Genomic DNA, 15,293 nt, shown 5'->3' on the forward strand with positions numbered 1-15,293 from the left:
AGAGGGGCAAAAAGAAACCCGGCACAGTGGCCGGGTTGCTCAGAGCATCTTGTCAGCGTGGGTCAGTGTGCCAGTGACGGCTTACCACTCGACCATCGGGTTGACGTCGGCGTCATAATCCACACCGGCAAAACCGAAACCGAACAGGTGCAGGAATTCCTGATGGTAGCCAGCGTAGTCGCTCAGCTGGTGGAAGTTTTCCTGAGTGACCTGCTGCCACAGGGCCTTGATTCTGGCCTGAGTGGCGTCATTGGTTTCCTTGCCATCCATGCGCAGACGCTTGGCTTCGTCCAGCTCAGGAGCGGCGTCAAACAGCTTCTGCTGGAACAGGCCATTGATCTGTTCGATACAGCCTTCGTGCGTACCTTCTTCCTTCATCACCTTGTAGATCAGGGAGATATACAGCGGCATCACCGGAATGGCCGAGCTGGCCTGGGTGACCAGCGCTTTCAGCGAAGACACATAGGCTTTCAGTTGTTTGTCAGCATAGCTGCTGTTCAGTTCGGCAGCGGCGCGGTCCAGGTCTTCCTTTGCCTTACCGATGGTGGCGTGGCCATAGATAGGCCAGGTCAGTTCCTTACCGATGTAGGTGTAAGCGGTGGTGCGGCAGCCATCTGCCAGCAGGTCGGCATCGGCCAGCGCCTTGATCCACAGCTCCCAGTCTTCTCCGCCCATGACTTTGATAGTGTGCTGGATTTCTTCTTCGCTGGCGGGTTCCAGAGAAATGTCGTGCACCAGATCCTTGTCGGTGTCGTAAGTCTTGGTGGTGTAGGCCTGACCGACAGGCTTCAGTACTGACTTGAAGGTCTCGCCGCTGGTGGGATCGGTACGGCGGGGGGATGCCAGACTGTAGATGATCAGGTCGACTTTACCCATGTCCTGTTTGATGGCGTCGATGACTTCGGCCTTGATCTCGTTGGAGAAGGCGTCGCCGTTCAGCGTCCGGGCATACAGACCGGCATCTTTGGCCTGTTGATGAAAAGCGGCGGTGTTGTACCAGCCTGCAGTGGCGGTCTTGCGCTCGCTGGGTTCTTTCTCGAAGCAGACACCCAGTGTATTGGCGCCATAACCGAAGGCAGACACGATGCGGGAGGCCAGACCGTAGCCGGTGGAGCAACCCAGCACCAGAACGTTTTTGGGGCCTTCGCCGAAGGGCGCCTGAGCCTTCACATAGTCGATCTGTTGCTGGACGTTAGCTGCACAGCCCACGGGGTGCGCGTTGGTGCAGATAAAGCCACGAATCTTGGGCTGAATAATCATGGAGCCTCATTCCCCTGTTTTGACTGTGCACATTGTAATCGCAAGGTAAGCAGATACAACCATGGCCGCTGTTTACCACCAGGAACCTGTTCACGATCTGCTCTGCATTGGCCACACGGCGTTGAAAAGCCCCCGAAATGCTCATTCCGGGCAGCTGGACTCTTCTGCTTCCTTCGCGCTTTTCGCCTTGTCTGGCTCTGGCTCTGGCTCTGGCTCTGGCTCTGGCTCTGGCTCTGGCTCTGGCTCTGGCTCTGGCTCTGGCTCTGGCTCTGGTTCTGGTTCGTGAGATCGTCAACACGTTCTCAGACGGTAGCGTTAGCCGCCAGCTCTGCTGTCAGGAAAGCATAGAATAAAGTGCGTACCTTGCCGGTCTGACTGGCAGGAAATCTGTCCGCCCTGCGCTTCGACAATGGCACGGGTGATGGCCAGCCCCAGTCCGGCGTGGTGATGATCGCTGGTGTCGGTGCCGGGCTGACCACGTACGAAACGCTGAAACAGGCGTGGCAGCAGCTCGGCAGCAATCGGTTCGCCCTCATTGCTGACACGGACGGTGACGCGCTGCGGCTGCTGTTCCAGCGAGAGGGTGATGCAGCCACCGGCCGGGGTATAGCGCAGCGCATTGGAGATCAGATTGCCGAGGGCGCGGCGCAGCATTGGTGCATCGCCCAGCAGCGTGGCCTGACCCTCGAGCTGCAGGCGGATGTGCTGCTCGTCGGCGACAATGTCGTAATAATCCAGCAGCTGGCGCGCCAGAGTGTGCAGCGCGACCGGCTCGCGGGCGAAGGCCTGCAGCTGATTGTCGGCCCTGGCCAGAAACAGCATGTCGTCGATCAGGCGGCGAATCTGCTCCAGCCCTTCCAGACTGGCATACAGCGCTTCAGCATAGTCATCCGCAGAGCGCGGACGGGCGAGAATCACCTCGGTGCGGGTCTGCATCGCGGTGACGGGCGTACGCAGTTCATGGGCGATTTCGGCGCTGTAGCTGGAGAGCCGGGCAAAGTCTTCATCAAGACGGGCCAGCATGGCATTGAAGGCCGCTGCCAGCGGGCGCAGTTCTTCCGGCATCGCTGTTTCATCGAGGGCCTGATTGAGCCGGCTGGCAGAAACGGCCTCGGCGACAGCGGTCAGCTCACGCAGCGGACGCAGCCCACGGCGTACCACCCACCAGCCGAGCAGACCACTGAGCAGCAGGCAACCTGGCAGCCCGAGCCACAGGCCGGTGCGAAACTGCTGGAAGAAGTGCTCGTGCACGGTGACGTTCTTCAGCAGTTGCAGCTGCCAGGGCGCGCTGAAGCCGGGGCTGACGATCTGGCTGACCAGTCCGCGGTATTGTTCGTCACCCTGCTGCCAGTCCCATAACTGATCAGTGGCAGGCAGGGCATGGCCGATCTCAGGCATGTGCGATGAGCTCCAGATCAGGGTTGGGCCTTGCCACAGCCGTGCCTGAATGTCGCCGTGCTCACCCAGTAACAGGCTCAGCTCCTCCTGCAGGACGCTGAGCGGGGTATCGGCGCGCAGGTTCTGCAGCAGAGTGACGACTGCATGGTGCTTTTGCTGCAGATCGTCCTGATCCAGCTGGATGAAATGGTGGTGGCTGGCCAGATTGAACGCCAGCCCGGCCAGCAGCAGGACGCTGCCGACCGCCAGCATAAACATCAGGCTCAGGCGGGCTGTCAGGGAATGGCTTCTCACTCGGTCCACTCCAGACGGTAGCCCATGCCCCGTGCGGTGTGGATCAGCTTGACGTCAAAGGGGTCGTCGATCTTGGCGCGCAGGCGGCGGATGGCCACCTCCACTACATTGGTGTCGCTGTCGAAGTTCATGTCCCAGATCTGCGAGGCGATCAGCGCCTTGGAAAAGATCTCCCCCTGCCGGCGCATCAGCAGCTCCAGCAGGGCAAATTCACGGGCGGTCAGATTGATCCGTTGCCCGGCACGGCTGACCCGGCGTTTGAGCAGATCCATTTCAAGATCCGCAACCTGCAGATGCGTCATCACCTGCTGGGGCTGACCACGCCGCAGCAGTGTACGGATACGGGCCAGCAGCTCAGTGAAGGCGAAGGGTTTGATCAGGTAATCATCGGCGCCCAGCTCCAGCCCGCGTACCCGGTCCTCGACACTGTCACGGGCGGTCAGGAACAGGACCGGCAGAACACGTCCTGCGGCACGCAGGGTACGCAATACTTCCCAGCCACTGAGATCGGGCAGCATGACATCCAGCACGATCAGGTCCGGCTCATCGCTCAGTGCCTGTTGCAGCCCGTCTGCGGCGGTGCCAGCGAGGCTGACGCTGAAGCCCGCCTCGACCAGCCCCTGCTGTAAATAGGTGGCAATACGCTGTTCGTCTTCAATAATCAGTAGGCGCATGGTGTTCTGTGTTCGGGCCGCGTGTGAGGTGGTCATTATGCCTGCGGGACAGTGCAGCAGGGCAAAGCTGACAGAAATGTAATGTTGGCGTCAGCGACGGGCAAGGTCGACGGCGTAAGCTGGGCAGCAGCTATCAATACAGGAGTGAATAATGGCTTCCTTGACCTGGATGCGACGCTGGGGGAGTGCGCCCGGTGTGGCCGCGCTGGCCTGGGCGATGCTGACGCCAGCGACTGGCTGGGGCGGTACCTACCATCTGGTGATCGATCAGCGTGCGCTGGACATCGCTGGCCAGTCACAGCAGGCACTGACCATCAATGGCAGTGTGCCCGGTCCGACCCTGCGTTTTCGGGAGGGCGAGCAGGTGACGATCAACGTGACCAACCGCCTCAAGGAAGACACTTCGCTGCACTGGCATGGCCTGCTGGTGCCCGCCAATCAGGATGGTGTGCCCGGCTTCAGTGGCTTCAAGCCGATCAAGCCTGGTCAGACCTTTACCTATCACTTTCCCATCCGTCAGGCGGGCACCTACTGGTATCACAGTCACTCCGGCTTTCAGGAGCAGGACGGCGTGTATGGCCCGCTGATCATCGAGCCTGCCGGTAAAGACCCGGTGCAGGCGGACCGAGACTATGTCGTCATGCTCTCCGACTGGGGGCAGGACAAGGGCGCGACCATCTATCGCAACCTCAAACGCAAGAGTGATTACTACAACAACCGGCCGGTTACGGTGGGCGACTTCCTTGATCAGGCCAGACAGCAGGGCTTCTCCCGTGCGCTGGACAATCGCCTGGCCTGGGGACAGATGCGGATGATGGATTCGGACATTTCGGATGTCAGCAGTGGTTATACCTACCTGATCAATGGCAAATCTGCCGCGGAAAACTGGACGGCCCTGTTCAAGCCCGGTGAGCGGGTGCGGTTGCGCTTTATCAATGGCTCGGCAATGAGCTACTTCGATGTGCGCATTCCCGGTCTGAAGATGACCGTGGTACAGGCGGATGGCAATAACGTGCAGCCCGTCAGTGTGGATGAGTTCCGCATGGCGGTCGCTGAAACCTATGATGTTATCGTCGAGCCGCAGGACAACCGGGCCTATACCTTGTTTGCCCAGACGGTCAGTCGCAGTAGCTATGCGCGCGCCACCCTGGCGCCACAGCAGGGAATGACGGCGGCGGTGCCACCGCTCAGCCCGGTGCCGGTGCTGACCATGGCTGATATGGGTATGGCGCCTGGTGGTATGGATCACTCGGGAATGGATCATTCGCAGATGGCTCCTGCAACGATGCCCATGAACGGCGATATGGCTGGGATGGACCACTCGAAAATGGATCATTCGCAGATGGCTCCTGCAACGATGCCCATGAGCGGCGATATGACTTGGATGGACCACTCGAAAATGGACCACTCGCAGATGGCTCCTGCAACGATGCCCATGAGCGGTGATATGGCTGGTATGGATCACTCGAAAATGGATCATTCGCAGATGGCTCCTGCAACGATGCCCATGAACGGTGATATGGCTGGGATGGATCACTCGAAAATGGACCATTCGCAGATGGCTCCTGCAACGATGCCCATGAGCGGCGATATGGCCGGTATGGACCACTCGAAAATGGATCATTCACAAATGGACCACGGGCAAATGCCTTCTCCACCTGCTGCAGTGACAGCGCACCGCTCCGACTATGCGCCGGGCAGTGGGCTGGAGCCCAAAGCCGCAGACGGAGGGGTTTTTCTGGTCTATGGTGACCTCACCGCGTTACAGCCCTACAAGGACTATCGCAAGCCTGATCGCGAAATTGAGCTGCGTCTGACCGGCAATATGGAGCGCTATATCTGGTCCATTAACGGCGTCAAATACAGCGATGCCGAGCCCATGCATCTGACACTGGGAGAGCGCGTGCGGATCCGTTTCGTCAACGACACCATGATGATGCACCCGATGCACCTGCATGGCATGTGGATGCAGCTGGATCAGGGTAAAGGTGCGTTCAATCCGCTCAAACACATTGTTAACGTCGCACCGGGCACGACCATGACCGTGGATATTCCGGTGGATGCCGTGGGCGAGTGGGCCTTCCACTGTCACCTGATGTACCACATGGCCGCGGGCATGTTCCGCAAAATCGTGGTTGACCGACCCGCCTCTGCCAGTGCAGACGGTTCTTCTTCCCCCGGCGCTGAGACCGTCGCCGTGAACGCAGGAGGCGAGCAGCATGCGCATTAATCAACACTCCACATCACGCCTGGCAGCGAGCCGTAACGCCTGTGTGCTGCTGGGGTGCCTGCTGACCAGTACCGCCTTTGCCCATGATGAAAAGATGGACTCGATGGTCATCCCGACACTGACGCTGGACCGTCTGGAGTGGCGTGCAGGCCCGGGCAGCGATGTGCTGGCATGGGAAGGGGCACTGCGGATTGGTAATGATAGCAATGCCTTCTTGTGGCGCAGCAAGGGCGAGCAGCTTAGCGGCGGGACGACTGAAAAGGCAGAAAATCAGCTGTTATGGCAGCACATGGTCAGTGAGTTTTTCAATCTGCATACCGGTATACGGCAGGACCAACGGCCGTCACCGACACGCAGCTACGCGGTGATCGGTGTGGACGGGCTGGCGCCTTACTGGATCGAGACCAATGCTGACCTGTATGTCAGCGATCAGGGGCGACTGAGTGCACGGTTGGAGCTGGCCCACGATCTGGCCATTACTTCCCGGCTCAGCCTGCAGCCTGCGCTGGAGATCAATGCTGCGGCCGATGATGACCTGGCGATTGATGAAGGAGCAGGGGTGACCCGTTCCGAGCTGGGATTGCGGCTGCGTTATGCGGTGACACCCGATATTGCCCCCTACGTGGGCATGCACTGGGAGCAGACGTACGGCAAGACGGCGGATCTGGTGCGTCATCATGGTGAACGGACGGCCACGACCTATGGACTGGTCGGTATCAGCCTGTCGTTCTGACTCACTGCCCGGCGCTGTGCTGGCCCGCTGTCCATGTACCTGCCTCGTGGCGGCGTGGCGGGCAGGGCGCCCGGGCGTATCCGGTGACATAAAACGAGCAGCAAACGCTCACACTATGAGGTGGATGACCCCACCCAGAGGGAGAATACAACAATGCAGCGCTTATCCCGCATTTTGACACTGGTACTGGCAATGCTGAGTGCCGGCCTGACCCTGTCCGCACAGGCCCATATGGCGATTCAGAGTACAGAACCTGCCGACAAGCAGGTGCTCAGTGCCTCGCCCGGCCATATCACCCTGACGTTTCCGATGGCGGTGACCCTCACCAAGGTGACCGTGCAGCCTGCCGGCGGTGAGGCGATCACTCTGCCGGTGCAGCGGGTGGCCGAAGCGGTACATACCATTGCGACACCGGCGTTGCCGCAGGGCACCTACGCGGTCAAATGGATCTGTCTGGGACATGATGGCCACAAGATGTCCGGTGAGTTCGGCTTCGTCGTCAAACCATGATGCTGGGTACGTTGTCCGGGTGGGAAGTGCTGACCCTGCTGAGCAAGCTGGGCAGCTATGGTGCGATGGCCGCACTGGCAGGCGCGCTGTTTATGCGCAACTGTCTTTATTCTGCGGAGGTGGAGCCATGGCTGCGACGCTATCTGTGGGTGGGTTGCGGTGGCACGCTGGTCATGACGCTGCTGTCTTTCCTGATTCAGGTAGGCGCGCTGGCTGAAGACGGTGTGGCGGGTATGTTCGATGCATCACTGGCAGGCATGTTGTGGTCATCGGGCAATGGCACGACAGCATGGCTGCGCCTGCTGGCGGCTGTCGTGGTGCTGATCAGCCGTCGTCATCTGCATCATGCCGGGCAGTATCGCTGGCTGGCAGGAGTGGCGGGTACGCTGATAGCTGCTTCTTTTGCCAGCAGTGGACATATGGCCACGGAGGGCGGTCTGGCAGCCCTTACGGTGGCATTGCATGCGCTGACCGCACTGATCTGGATGGGCAGCCTGTTGCCACTGTGGCAGCACCTGCAGCTGACTAAACCCCATCATGCAGCAGCGGTGCTGACGCGCTTTGGGGAGCTGGCGGGATATCTGGTGGCCCTGTTGCTGCTGGCCGGAGTCTTCATGCTGTGGCGCATCAGTGGTGGCCACTGGCAGGGGCTGGTGGATTCTGTGTATGGCCAGAGCATACTGCTCAAGCTGCTGCTGGTGAGCGGATTATTGCTGCTGGCCGCGCTCAATCGCTGGCAACTGGTGCCAGCGTTACCCGCCAGCAGCCGCGCACTTGACCTGTCCCTGAAGGTGGAAAAGCTGCTCGGACTGGCGGTGCTGCTGGTCACAGTATTGCTGACGACCCTGATGGGACCGGAAGGCTGATCTGCTGCACGCTGGCGTGTGTTTACTCCAGCAGCACCCTGACCTGATTACGGCCAGCGGTCTTGGCGGCGTACAGGGCACGGTCAGCCACCTCCAGCACCTGCTTCGATTCGATCGGGCTGGAGGTGTCCGTGATACCGGCGCTGAAGGTGACGGTGAAGGTTTCATCGCCCGCCTGAAACTGCAGTTTGGCAAAGTCCTCACGAATCTGGTCGATCACCCGGGCGGCATCTGCACTGCTACTCTGCGGCATCACCAGAGCGAACTCCTCACCCCCGTAACGGCCAATGCTGTCAATCTTACGCAGACGCTGGCGCAGCATGTTGGCCAGGGTGCGGATGACGTTGTCACCAGTGAGATGACCATAGGTGTCATTGACCCGTTTGAAGTGGTCGATATCCAGCATCACCACACTGGTCACCTTGTCGAACCGGCGGGCACGTTCCGTCTCCAGCACGACCTGCTCCTTGATATTGGCGTGGGTGATCAGCCCGGTCAGGCTGTCCCGTGACAGGGAGTTGGCGAGGGTGCGGGCGCGACGTACCCGGGCAAAGACGGTAGTAATCAGCGTCTGGTCACTGACGGGTTTGGTGATGAAGTCATCCCCGGCACGTAGCAGGGCATCCATCTGCCGGTGTGCGTCCACCACGCCGGACACATAGACAATGGCAATCTGCAGCAACTCATCATGGAAGCGGATGATCTGCGCCAGATAAGGGCCGGGACACTCCGGCATATTGACGTCGAGCAGAATGATTTCGGGGTGAAAACGCATCAGCGTCGGGTGAATATCCGCCGGGTTGTCCAGCACTTCCACCATCATCCCGGCGGCGCGCAGTACCAGTGCATAACGCGATGACAGCTCATGGTCATCATCGATGATAAGTACCCGGTAGGGTTCGTCGGTCTGACGCCGGAAGTAACGTTCGAGGCTGTTCTCCAGTGCTGAAAAGTTCACCGGCTTGCTGAGAAAACCACTGGCGCCAGCACTGGCAGCCTTGAGCTGGGTGGCGAAGTCATCCTGGCTGGTAAGAACGAACAGCGGCACAGTGAGGTTGGCCTGGCCGTTACTCAGCATGGCGGCCTTATTCAGTTGCGGATGGTGATCAAAGTCGACAATCAGCGCATCGGGACGCTGCTGCAGGCAGGCCTGATGCAGAAGGGCGTCGTCGGCGAACAGCCGGACCCGGTAACCGAAGTTACTCAGGGTGTTCTGCAGGCTGTCGGCCATGTCCTGATCGGCCTCGAGAATATACAGCAGCGTATCGTCCTGCTGTTCCGGGACCGGCTCAGGCGTCAGCAGCGAGGTCAGGGACTGCGACGCCGTCGGTTGCGGTACGCTGAGAGTGTGCATGGCTTGCGCCAGTCGCAGCAGCTTTTCGGGCTCAATGCTGTCGAGGGTCAGCAGCTGATCGGTCTGCTGCTCCCTGTTGCGGCAGTCCTGGCCCAGCTGTTCAAAACCGTAGGTGCCGGCACTGCCAGCCAGTCGGTGCAGTCGCTGGCGCAGATCGGCCAGGGTTTCCCGGGTACTGGTACCGGCATCGGGCAGGCTGGCGGCCAGCTGCTGTAACGCAGGTACTTCACTGTGCAGATGGGCGATAAACTGCTCGGCCAGAAGTTGCAGTTGCTGCTGCAGCTCGGCGCCGCGTTCATCGATCATGGTGCTTGTTCCAGATGTTTCTGACCTGTGTGGCCAGTTGCATGGGACTGAACGGCTTGATGATCACATCGCTGGCACCCAGGCTGTGATAATAGGCAACCTCTTCGGGCTGCACCTTGGCGGTCATGAACGCCACCGGAATATCTGTCAGATCCACCAGTTTGCGCAGACGCTCAAGGGTCTCGGCACCATCGATACCGGGCATCATGACATCGAGCAGGATAAAGTGCGGTGCGAAGTCCTGTACTTTGTCCAGAGCCTCCTGGCCGGAAGAGCAGGTCAGCACCTGAAAACCGCCGACGACTTCCAGTGCCACCCGGGCTACCGCCTGAATGGAAGGATCATCTTCGACGTGCATGATGCGCTTCAGCTCATCCATTGATATTTGCCTTAGACATGAAAGAGTTATCGCTCTCGCAGAGCATGGTTGCTAACGGTTGTTTACTCTGTGCTGGGCCGTAAACACTTCGCGTCGGGCATACGCCGGTGCTTAGCAGCAAGCCTCCAAAGGATAGGCGGAGCCGCGTTATGTTGCTACCGGTAATTTAGCTGCGCCTGATCGGCCAGCAGATTCCATTATGACGCGGTTGCCCCCTGATGCTGCTGCGGTGTTTCAGGTTCATTTCTGGACAGAATGGGCAGCTCGAACCAGAAGCAGGCGCCGAGCCCTTCAATGGAGTCAAAGCCCACATCGCCGCCCATATGTCGGATCAGCTCCTTACAGATCGCCAGCCCCAGCCCGGTACCGCCCTGCTGACGGCGGCTGGAGGAGTCTGCCTGACTGAACTGCTGGAAGATATGGGCGTGAAAACTTGCCGGTACGCCAGGGCCGAAGTCGCGGACCTTGACCCTGACACGATGCCGATAGGTTTCCGATTCGATCTCGATCACCCCCTGTGCCGGGGAGAACTTGGCTGCATTGGACAGGTAGTTGCCGATCACCTGCAGCAGACGCTGGCTGTCGACTTCCACCTCCACATCGGTGTGATTAAGCAGCTGGAACTGTACCGGAAACTCTTTCAGCAACGACTGATTAAGCGTGATGGCACTTTCCAGCAGCGGCTGCAGTTGCTGCGGACGCAGCTCAAAGCGCATCTGGCCGCGCCGCAGTTTGTCCATATCCAGCAGGTCATCAATCAGCTGGCTCAGGCGCTGGCTGTTATCGTGTGCGATGTCGAGCATGGTCGTCAGCTGCGCCGGGGCGTCACCGACGACACCGGCCCTCACCAGATCAAGGGCGCCGACGATCGCGGTCAGCGGGGTGCGCAGCTCGTGGCTGATGGTGGCGATAAAGTCGCTCTTGATGCGCTCCATACGCTTGAATTCCGTCAGGTCCTGAATCTGCAGGATCAGATAGTCAGCCCCGCTGGCACAGTTGACCAGTGCGGCGCTTTCCCAGACATCAATCCAGTCGCCATTGGCCCGCCGGTAGCGCTTTTCCTGCTGATAGTTACGCTGCTGGCCCTTGCGCAGGGCATGCAGCATCTGTTTGCTGACGGGCTGATCCAGCGGGTGAGTCAGCTCCAGCAGTGACTGGCCACCGAGGCTGTTGGCACTTTGTCCCAGCAACTGGCACAGGGTGGTGTTGCACTCCATCAGCTGGCCCTGGGGGCTGAGCAGGGCCATGCCCTGTGGCGCCGTCTCAAAGGCGCCGGCGAAGCGTTGCTGACTTTCCGCCAGTGCCTGCAGGATCAGGGTCTGGCGGCGGTAGGCGCGACACAGGTTAAGCAGCAGCAGTGCGGTCAGCAGGGAGACGGTGATGGCCAGACCATAGCCAAGGCGCTGGTCCAGCACAGGGGTGCCATCGCGTGGTGCCACCAGCAGACGCCAGCGGGTTCCTGCGGCAATGATGTCATTGCTGACCGCCGTGCTGTCCAGTAGCCCCGTGTTGTTGCTCAGCTGCGGATGCTCATCTTCATCCAGATTGCGCAGGGCGTAACTGATGTGCAGCTGGGCCGCGGCCTGGCGTAGTGACTCCTGCACGGCATCAGCATCCAGCACGGTACTGACGATGCCCCAGTAATGGCCATCTGCCAGAAACACCGGCGCACGGAAGATCAGGCCCTGTCCACCCTGACGCAGGGGCACGGGCCCGGACAGAATAGCGCGCTGCTGACGGATGGCCCGGGCAACACTGGGCCACTGGTTGGGAATGTTGGGATAGAACAGACCGATAGCCTGCTCATTGCCCTTGAGAGGGTAGACATAGCTGATTCGGTTATCCGGGGCAATACCGATATTGCGGATATATTTACCCTGCTGCTGCAGGCCTCTGATCCAGGGCTCCAGCGTATCGTTATCGTACTGACCATTCTGGGCACGCAGGTAAGACACCAGCCCGGAGGCCAGATAGAGATTACTGTTCAGCTCGGTATCAATCAGAGTGCGCAGTTGCCCCATGCTGACAAGCAGCTCCTGACGCTGCTCGTTGTCATATTGCTGGCGCTGCTGATGCAGAATGAATTCACTGACGGCCAGCATCAGAATCAGTGCCAGCAGCGCCTGCCAGCCGCCGCTGTACCACGGGAGTCGGGCCTGTTGTGGCTGCAGGACCGACTGGAATGCGGGAGAGGCCTGATCCGTCATGATGTTTCACCTTCCCCGGCGGGGCTCAGAACAGGCAGCATAAACCAGAAGGTTGAGCCCTGACCCTCTACTGAGTCAAAACCGATCTGTCCGCTCATCTGTTCCACCAGCTCACGGGAAATGGCCAGACCCAGCCCGGTGCCTCCCGCACGTCGCGTTGACGACGCATCCACCTGACTGAACTTCTGGAACAGCCTGGAGCGAAATGCGTCGGGAATGCCGCAGCCGTGGTCCTGCACCCAGACTTTTACCTGCCCATCCTGCAACTCCGTGCCTATATCGACCCGCCCGCCCTGATGCGAAAACTTGGCGGCGTTGGACAGCAGGTTCAGCAGTACCTGATGCAGGCGCACTGAGTCCACCATGACCTCCACATCGGCCAGTGGGCCGATATGGAATTGCACCTGATATTTGCTGGCATAGCCGCTACTGCTGCGGCAGGCCTCGGTAATAATCGGCGGCAGCCGCTGGCGATGCGGATGAATGGAGAGCTTGCCGGCGACGATCTTGTCCATGTCCAGCAGATCATCCACCAGCTGGCACAGACGCTGACTGTTGTCCCAGGCCACATCGAGCATGGCGGCCATGGTCGCAGGTGCCTGGCCGACGACCTGACCATGGATCAGGTCCAGAGCGCCATAAATGGAGGTCAGCGGGGTACGCAGCTCATGGCTGATGATAGAGACAAACTCACTCTTCATCAGTTCGACCTTCTTACGCTCACTGATGTCCTGCAGGAAGCCGTCCAGCCAGCGTAACTGGCCCTGTTCGTCATACTCGGCCCGGCCGCGGTCCTGCACCCAGATCAGACGACCATCGGCGTGCAGCAGCTGGTAGCTGATGTCGTAGGCATGCTGGTGAGAGATCGCCTCTTCCATCTGTAACTGCACTCGCTGCTGGTCGGCAGGATGAATCAGACTGGCGGGTGTCTGTGCGCTCAGCTGGGTCAGTGCGTAGCCGGTCAGGTCACTGAAGGCATCGCTGCAATAGCTGAAAGGCTGCAAGGGGTCGGCATGGCGACGGTAGACCATACCCGGCAGGTTCTGCAGCATGCCACGATAGCGGTTTTCACTTTCCAGCAGGGCTTCGCTGGTCTCAATCAGCGCCGTCATGTCGATGGCGACACCGAGGAAGCCCTGGATATTGCCTTCGCTGTCCTGAATACGGGTGGTGGTCAGCCTGACCTGACGGTGCTCACCATTCTTGCAGATATACGTCCATTGCCGCGTCTCACTGCCTCTTTTCTGAGCTTCGGTGATAAATACATCGAAACCACTGATGGGGTAGCCATACCGTTCGCTCAGATATCGGCCATGGGCCTCGATTTCTTCCTGCACATGGAAGACGGCGGGGCTGGTTTTGCCTACCAGCTCCGCTGCGGAATAGCCCAGCAGCCGTTCTGCGCCAGTATTGAAATAGCTGATGATCCCAACCGGGTCGGTGGCGATCATGGCCACTTCGGTGGAGGAGTCGAGAATCGCCTGCAGGTAGCTCCGGGATCGGACAATTTCTTCCTGCTGGCGACGGCGCTCGGTGATATCAGTAATAAAGCCGTGCCAGAGCGTGGAGCCGTCCTCCAGACGTTCCGGGGTGGCATTGCCATCGAGCCAGATCACGCCCTTCTGCGGATGGTTTGCACGATACTGGTAGTGCCAGGGCTGCAGTGTCGCAGCGGACTGCTGGATGCTGTTCATTGTTTCTTCAGCATCATCTTCATGGATCAGCCCGAATACCGGACTGGCATCGTTCTGCAGCTGTTCCGGCGATAATCCATAAATCTCCCTCACCCCTTCACTGATATAGGGGAAGTGACGGGTGCCGTCGGCCCGCCGGCGGTACTGGAACACCATGCCAGGCACATGGGCGGCAATCTTCTGTAAGCGTTGTAGTGCAGAACGCTGCTGCTCATCCTGCAGATGCTGCTCCAGCATGGTGCCTGTCCAGCGGGCAAACAGCCGCAGGAACTCCAGCTCAGCCTCATCAAATGGCTCGTCCCGTGGGGTAGGGGAGGAAAAATTCAGGGTGCCGAAGACTTTGCCGTCCACCACCACAGGCGTGCCAATATAGGCCTCCAGTTTGAAGCTGCTGTAGCAGGGGTGGCTGGCGTGGATCGAGTCACGCATATGGTGGATGGCAATGGTACTACCTCGCTCTGTAACCAGCTGGCAGTAAGTGATGCCCAGGGCGAAGTGCTGACTGTCCTGCAGGGTGTCGGGAGGCGACGAGTGCAGCAGTACTTCGTAGTCATCTCCTTCAATACGGCTAATGATGGCAAAGGGCAGTTTGAAGTAATCACTGCCCATTGCCAGCGCATGGCGCAGGCTGGCGAGCCGGTCACTGCCGGGCAATCCGGCAATATCGTTGAGTGCGCGCAGTGCCTGCTGATGGCGCAGGGCATTGCTGGTCTGATGACGGGCCAGTGCTTCCAGTGTCTGTTCGCGCTTGAGCTTCTGCAGCAGTTCCAGTTTGTTGATCACCTGCCGCGCCAGCCGTTTGAGGGCGTTGCCCTGCGCCTCGCTGAGGGCGCGTGGCTGCTGGTCAATGACGCACAGCGAGCCAATGCGGAAACCGCCGGGGGTGATCAGCGGCGCACCGGCGTAGAAGCGAATATGGGGAGGGCCGGTCACCAGTGGATTGTCGGCAAAGCGGTCATCCTCCAGTGCATCCGGCACGATCAGTAACTCGTCGGTGAGAATGGCATGGGCACAGAAGGCCATGTCCCGGGGTGTTTCTCTGTCGTCCAGCCCCAGACAGCTTTTAAACCACTGCCGGTCTTTATCGACCAGTGAAATCAGGGAAAGGGGAGTGCCACACAGCTGCGCGGCCAGCGCAGTGAAGTCGTCAAAGGCCTGCTCGGCCGCGGTGTCGAGAATGGCGTAGCTGTGCAGGGCGGCCAGTCGGCCGGCTTCGTTATCTGCAGGGACAGCGGGTTGATAACGCGGGAGTGGTTTGGTCACACCCAGAGACTCCATAACAGCACCGGCGAAGTTCCGGCGGGCTGCGGTCCCTGGCGGCAGGCCGGAAGATAAACACTGAGCAATTTAACCTTACATGCTTTAACCACCAGCTTAGCCCCTGACAC

At 59.7% G+C, this 15,293-nt stretch carries 11 protein-coding genes; 4 read left to right on the forward strand and 7 right to left on the reverse strand.

All coding sequences use genetic code 11. The annotated features are described in order from the left end of the window. Window positions 1-81: 81 nt before the first annotated feature. The 3 genes from fabV to QCD60_RS15765 all read right to left on the reverse strand — a co-directional run bounded on the left by fabV (window position 82) and on the right by QCD60_RS15765 (window position 3,626). Window positions 82-1,260 (reverse strand): enoyl-ACP reductase FabV, encoded by a 1,179-nt coding sequence (fabV, locus tag QCD60_RS15755; protein WP_279786896.1) that lies wholly within the window; start codon window positions 1,258-1,260, stop codon window positions 82-84. A gap of 315 nt (window positions 1,261-1,575) precedes the next feature. Further along, window positions 1,576-2,952 (reverse strand): heavy metal sensor histidine kinase, encoded by a 1,377-nt coding sequence (locus tag QCD60_RS15760; RefSeq protein ID WP_279786898.1) that lies wholly within the window; start codon window positions 2,950-2,952, stop codon window positions 1,576-1,578. Continuing rightward, on the reverse strand, window positions 2,949-3,626 hold the full coding sequence (locus tag QCD60_RS15765; protein ID WP_279786900.1) for a heavy metal response regulator transcription factor: 678 nt from the start codon (window positions 3,624-3,626) through the stop codon (window positions 2,949-2,951). Before QCD60_RS15765 ends, QCD60_RS15760 begins: the two co-directional genes overlap by 4 nt. A gap of 151 nt (window positions 3,627-3,777) precedes the next feature. On the opposite strand from QCD60_RS15765, the gene QCD60_RS15770 reads away from it, so the two are divergent. The 4 genes from QCD60_RS15770 to QCD60_RS15785 all read left to right on the forward strand — a co-directional run bounded on the left by QCD60_RS15770 (window position 3,778) and on the right by QCD60_RS15785 (window position 7,965). After that, window positions 3,778-5,856, forward strand: coding sequence for a copper resistance system multicopper oxidase (locus QCD60_RS15770; protein WP_279786902.1), 2,079 nt, complete (start codon window positions 3,778-3,780; stop codon window positions 5,854-5,856). Further along, window positions 5,846-6,589 (forward strand): copper resistance protein B, encoded by a 744-nt coding sequence (locus QCD60_RS15775; RefSeq protein WP_279786904.1) that lies wholly within the window; start codon window positions 5,846-5,848, stop codon window positions 6,587-6,589. Before QCD60_RS15770 ends, QCD60_RS15775 begins: the two co-directional genes overlap by 11 nt. Before the next feature lie 153 nt (window positions 6,590-6,742). Then, complete coding sequence (locus QCD60_RS15780; protein WP_279786907.1) at window positions 6,743-7,099, forward strand: copper resistance protein CopC; 357 nt, start codon at window positions 6,743-6,745, stop codon at window positions 7,097-7,099. Further along, complete coding sequence (locus QCD60_RS15785) at window positions 7,096-7,965, forward strand: CopD family protein (protein WP_279786909.1); 870 nt, start codon at window positions 7,096-7,098, stop codon at window positions 7,963-7,965. The genes QCD60_RS15780 and QCD60_RS15785 overlap by 4 nt, the downstream gene beginning before the upstream one ends. Before the next feature lie 22 nt (window positions 7,966-7,987). Here QCD60_RS15785 and QCD60_RS15790 read toward each other — a convergent pair whose 3' ends face one another. The 4 genes from QCD60_RS15790 to QCD60_RS15805 all read right to left on the reverse strand — a co-directional run bounded on the left by QCD60_RS15790 (window position 7,988) and on the right by QCD60_RS15805 (window position 15,168). Continuing rightward, a complete protein-coding gene (locus QCD60_RS15790; protein WP_279786911.1) occupies window positions 7,988-9,625 on the reverse strand; it encodes a diguanylate cyclase in 1,638 nt (545 codons plus the stop codon). Next, entirely contained in the window at window positions 9,615-10,004 is a 390-nt protein-coding gene (locus QCD60_RS15795) for a response regulator (RefSeq protein WP_279786913.1), read from the reverse strand. The genes QCD60_RS15790 and QCD60_RS15795 overlap by 11 nt, the downstream gene beginning before the upstream one ends. A 197-nt stretch (window positions 10,005-10,201) precedes the next feature. Continuing rightward, window positions 10,202-12,211: an ATP-binding protein gene (locus QCD60_RS15800; RefSeq protein WP_279786915.1), complete on the reverse strand. Its 2,010-nt coding sequence runs from the start codon at window positions 12,209-12,211 to the stop codon at window positions 10,202-10,204. Further along, window positions 12,208-15,168, reverse strand: a complete 2,961-nt coding sequence (locus tag QCD60_RS15805; protein ID WP_279786917.1) for a PAS domain S-box protein — start codon at window positions 15,166-15,168, stop codon at window positions 12,208-12,210. Before QCD60_RS15805 ends, QCD60_RS15800 begins: the two co-directional genes overlap by 4 nt. Window positions 15,169-15,293 lie beyond the last annotated feature (125 nt).

Source organism: Pokkaliibacter sp. MBI-7, assembly GCF_029846635.1.
GTDB lineage: Bacteria > Pseudomonadota > Gammaproteobacteria > Pseudomonadales > Balneatricaceae > Pokkaliibacter.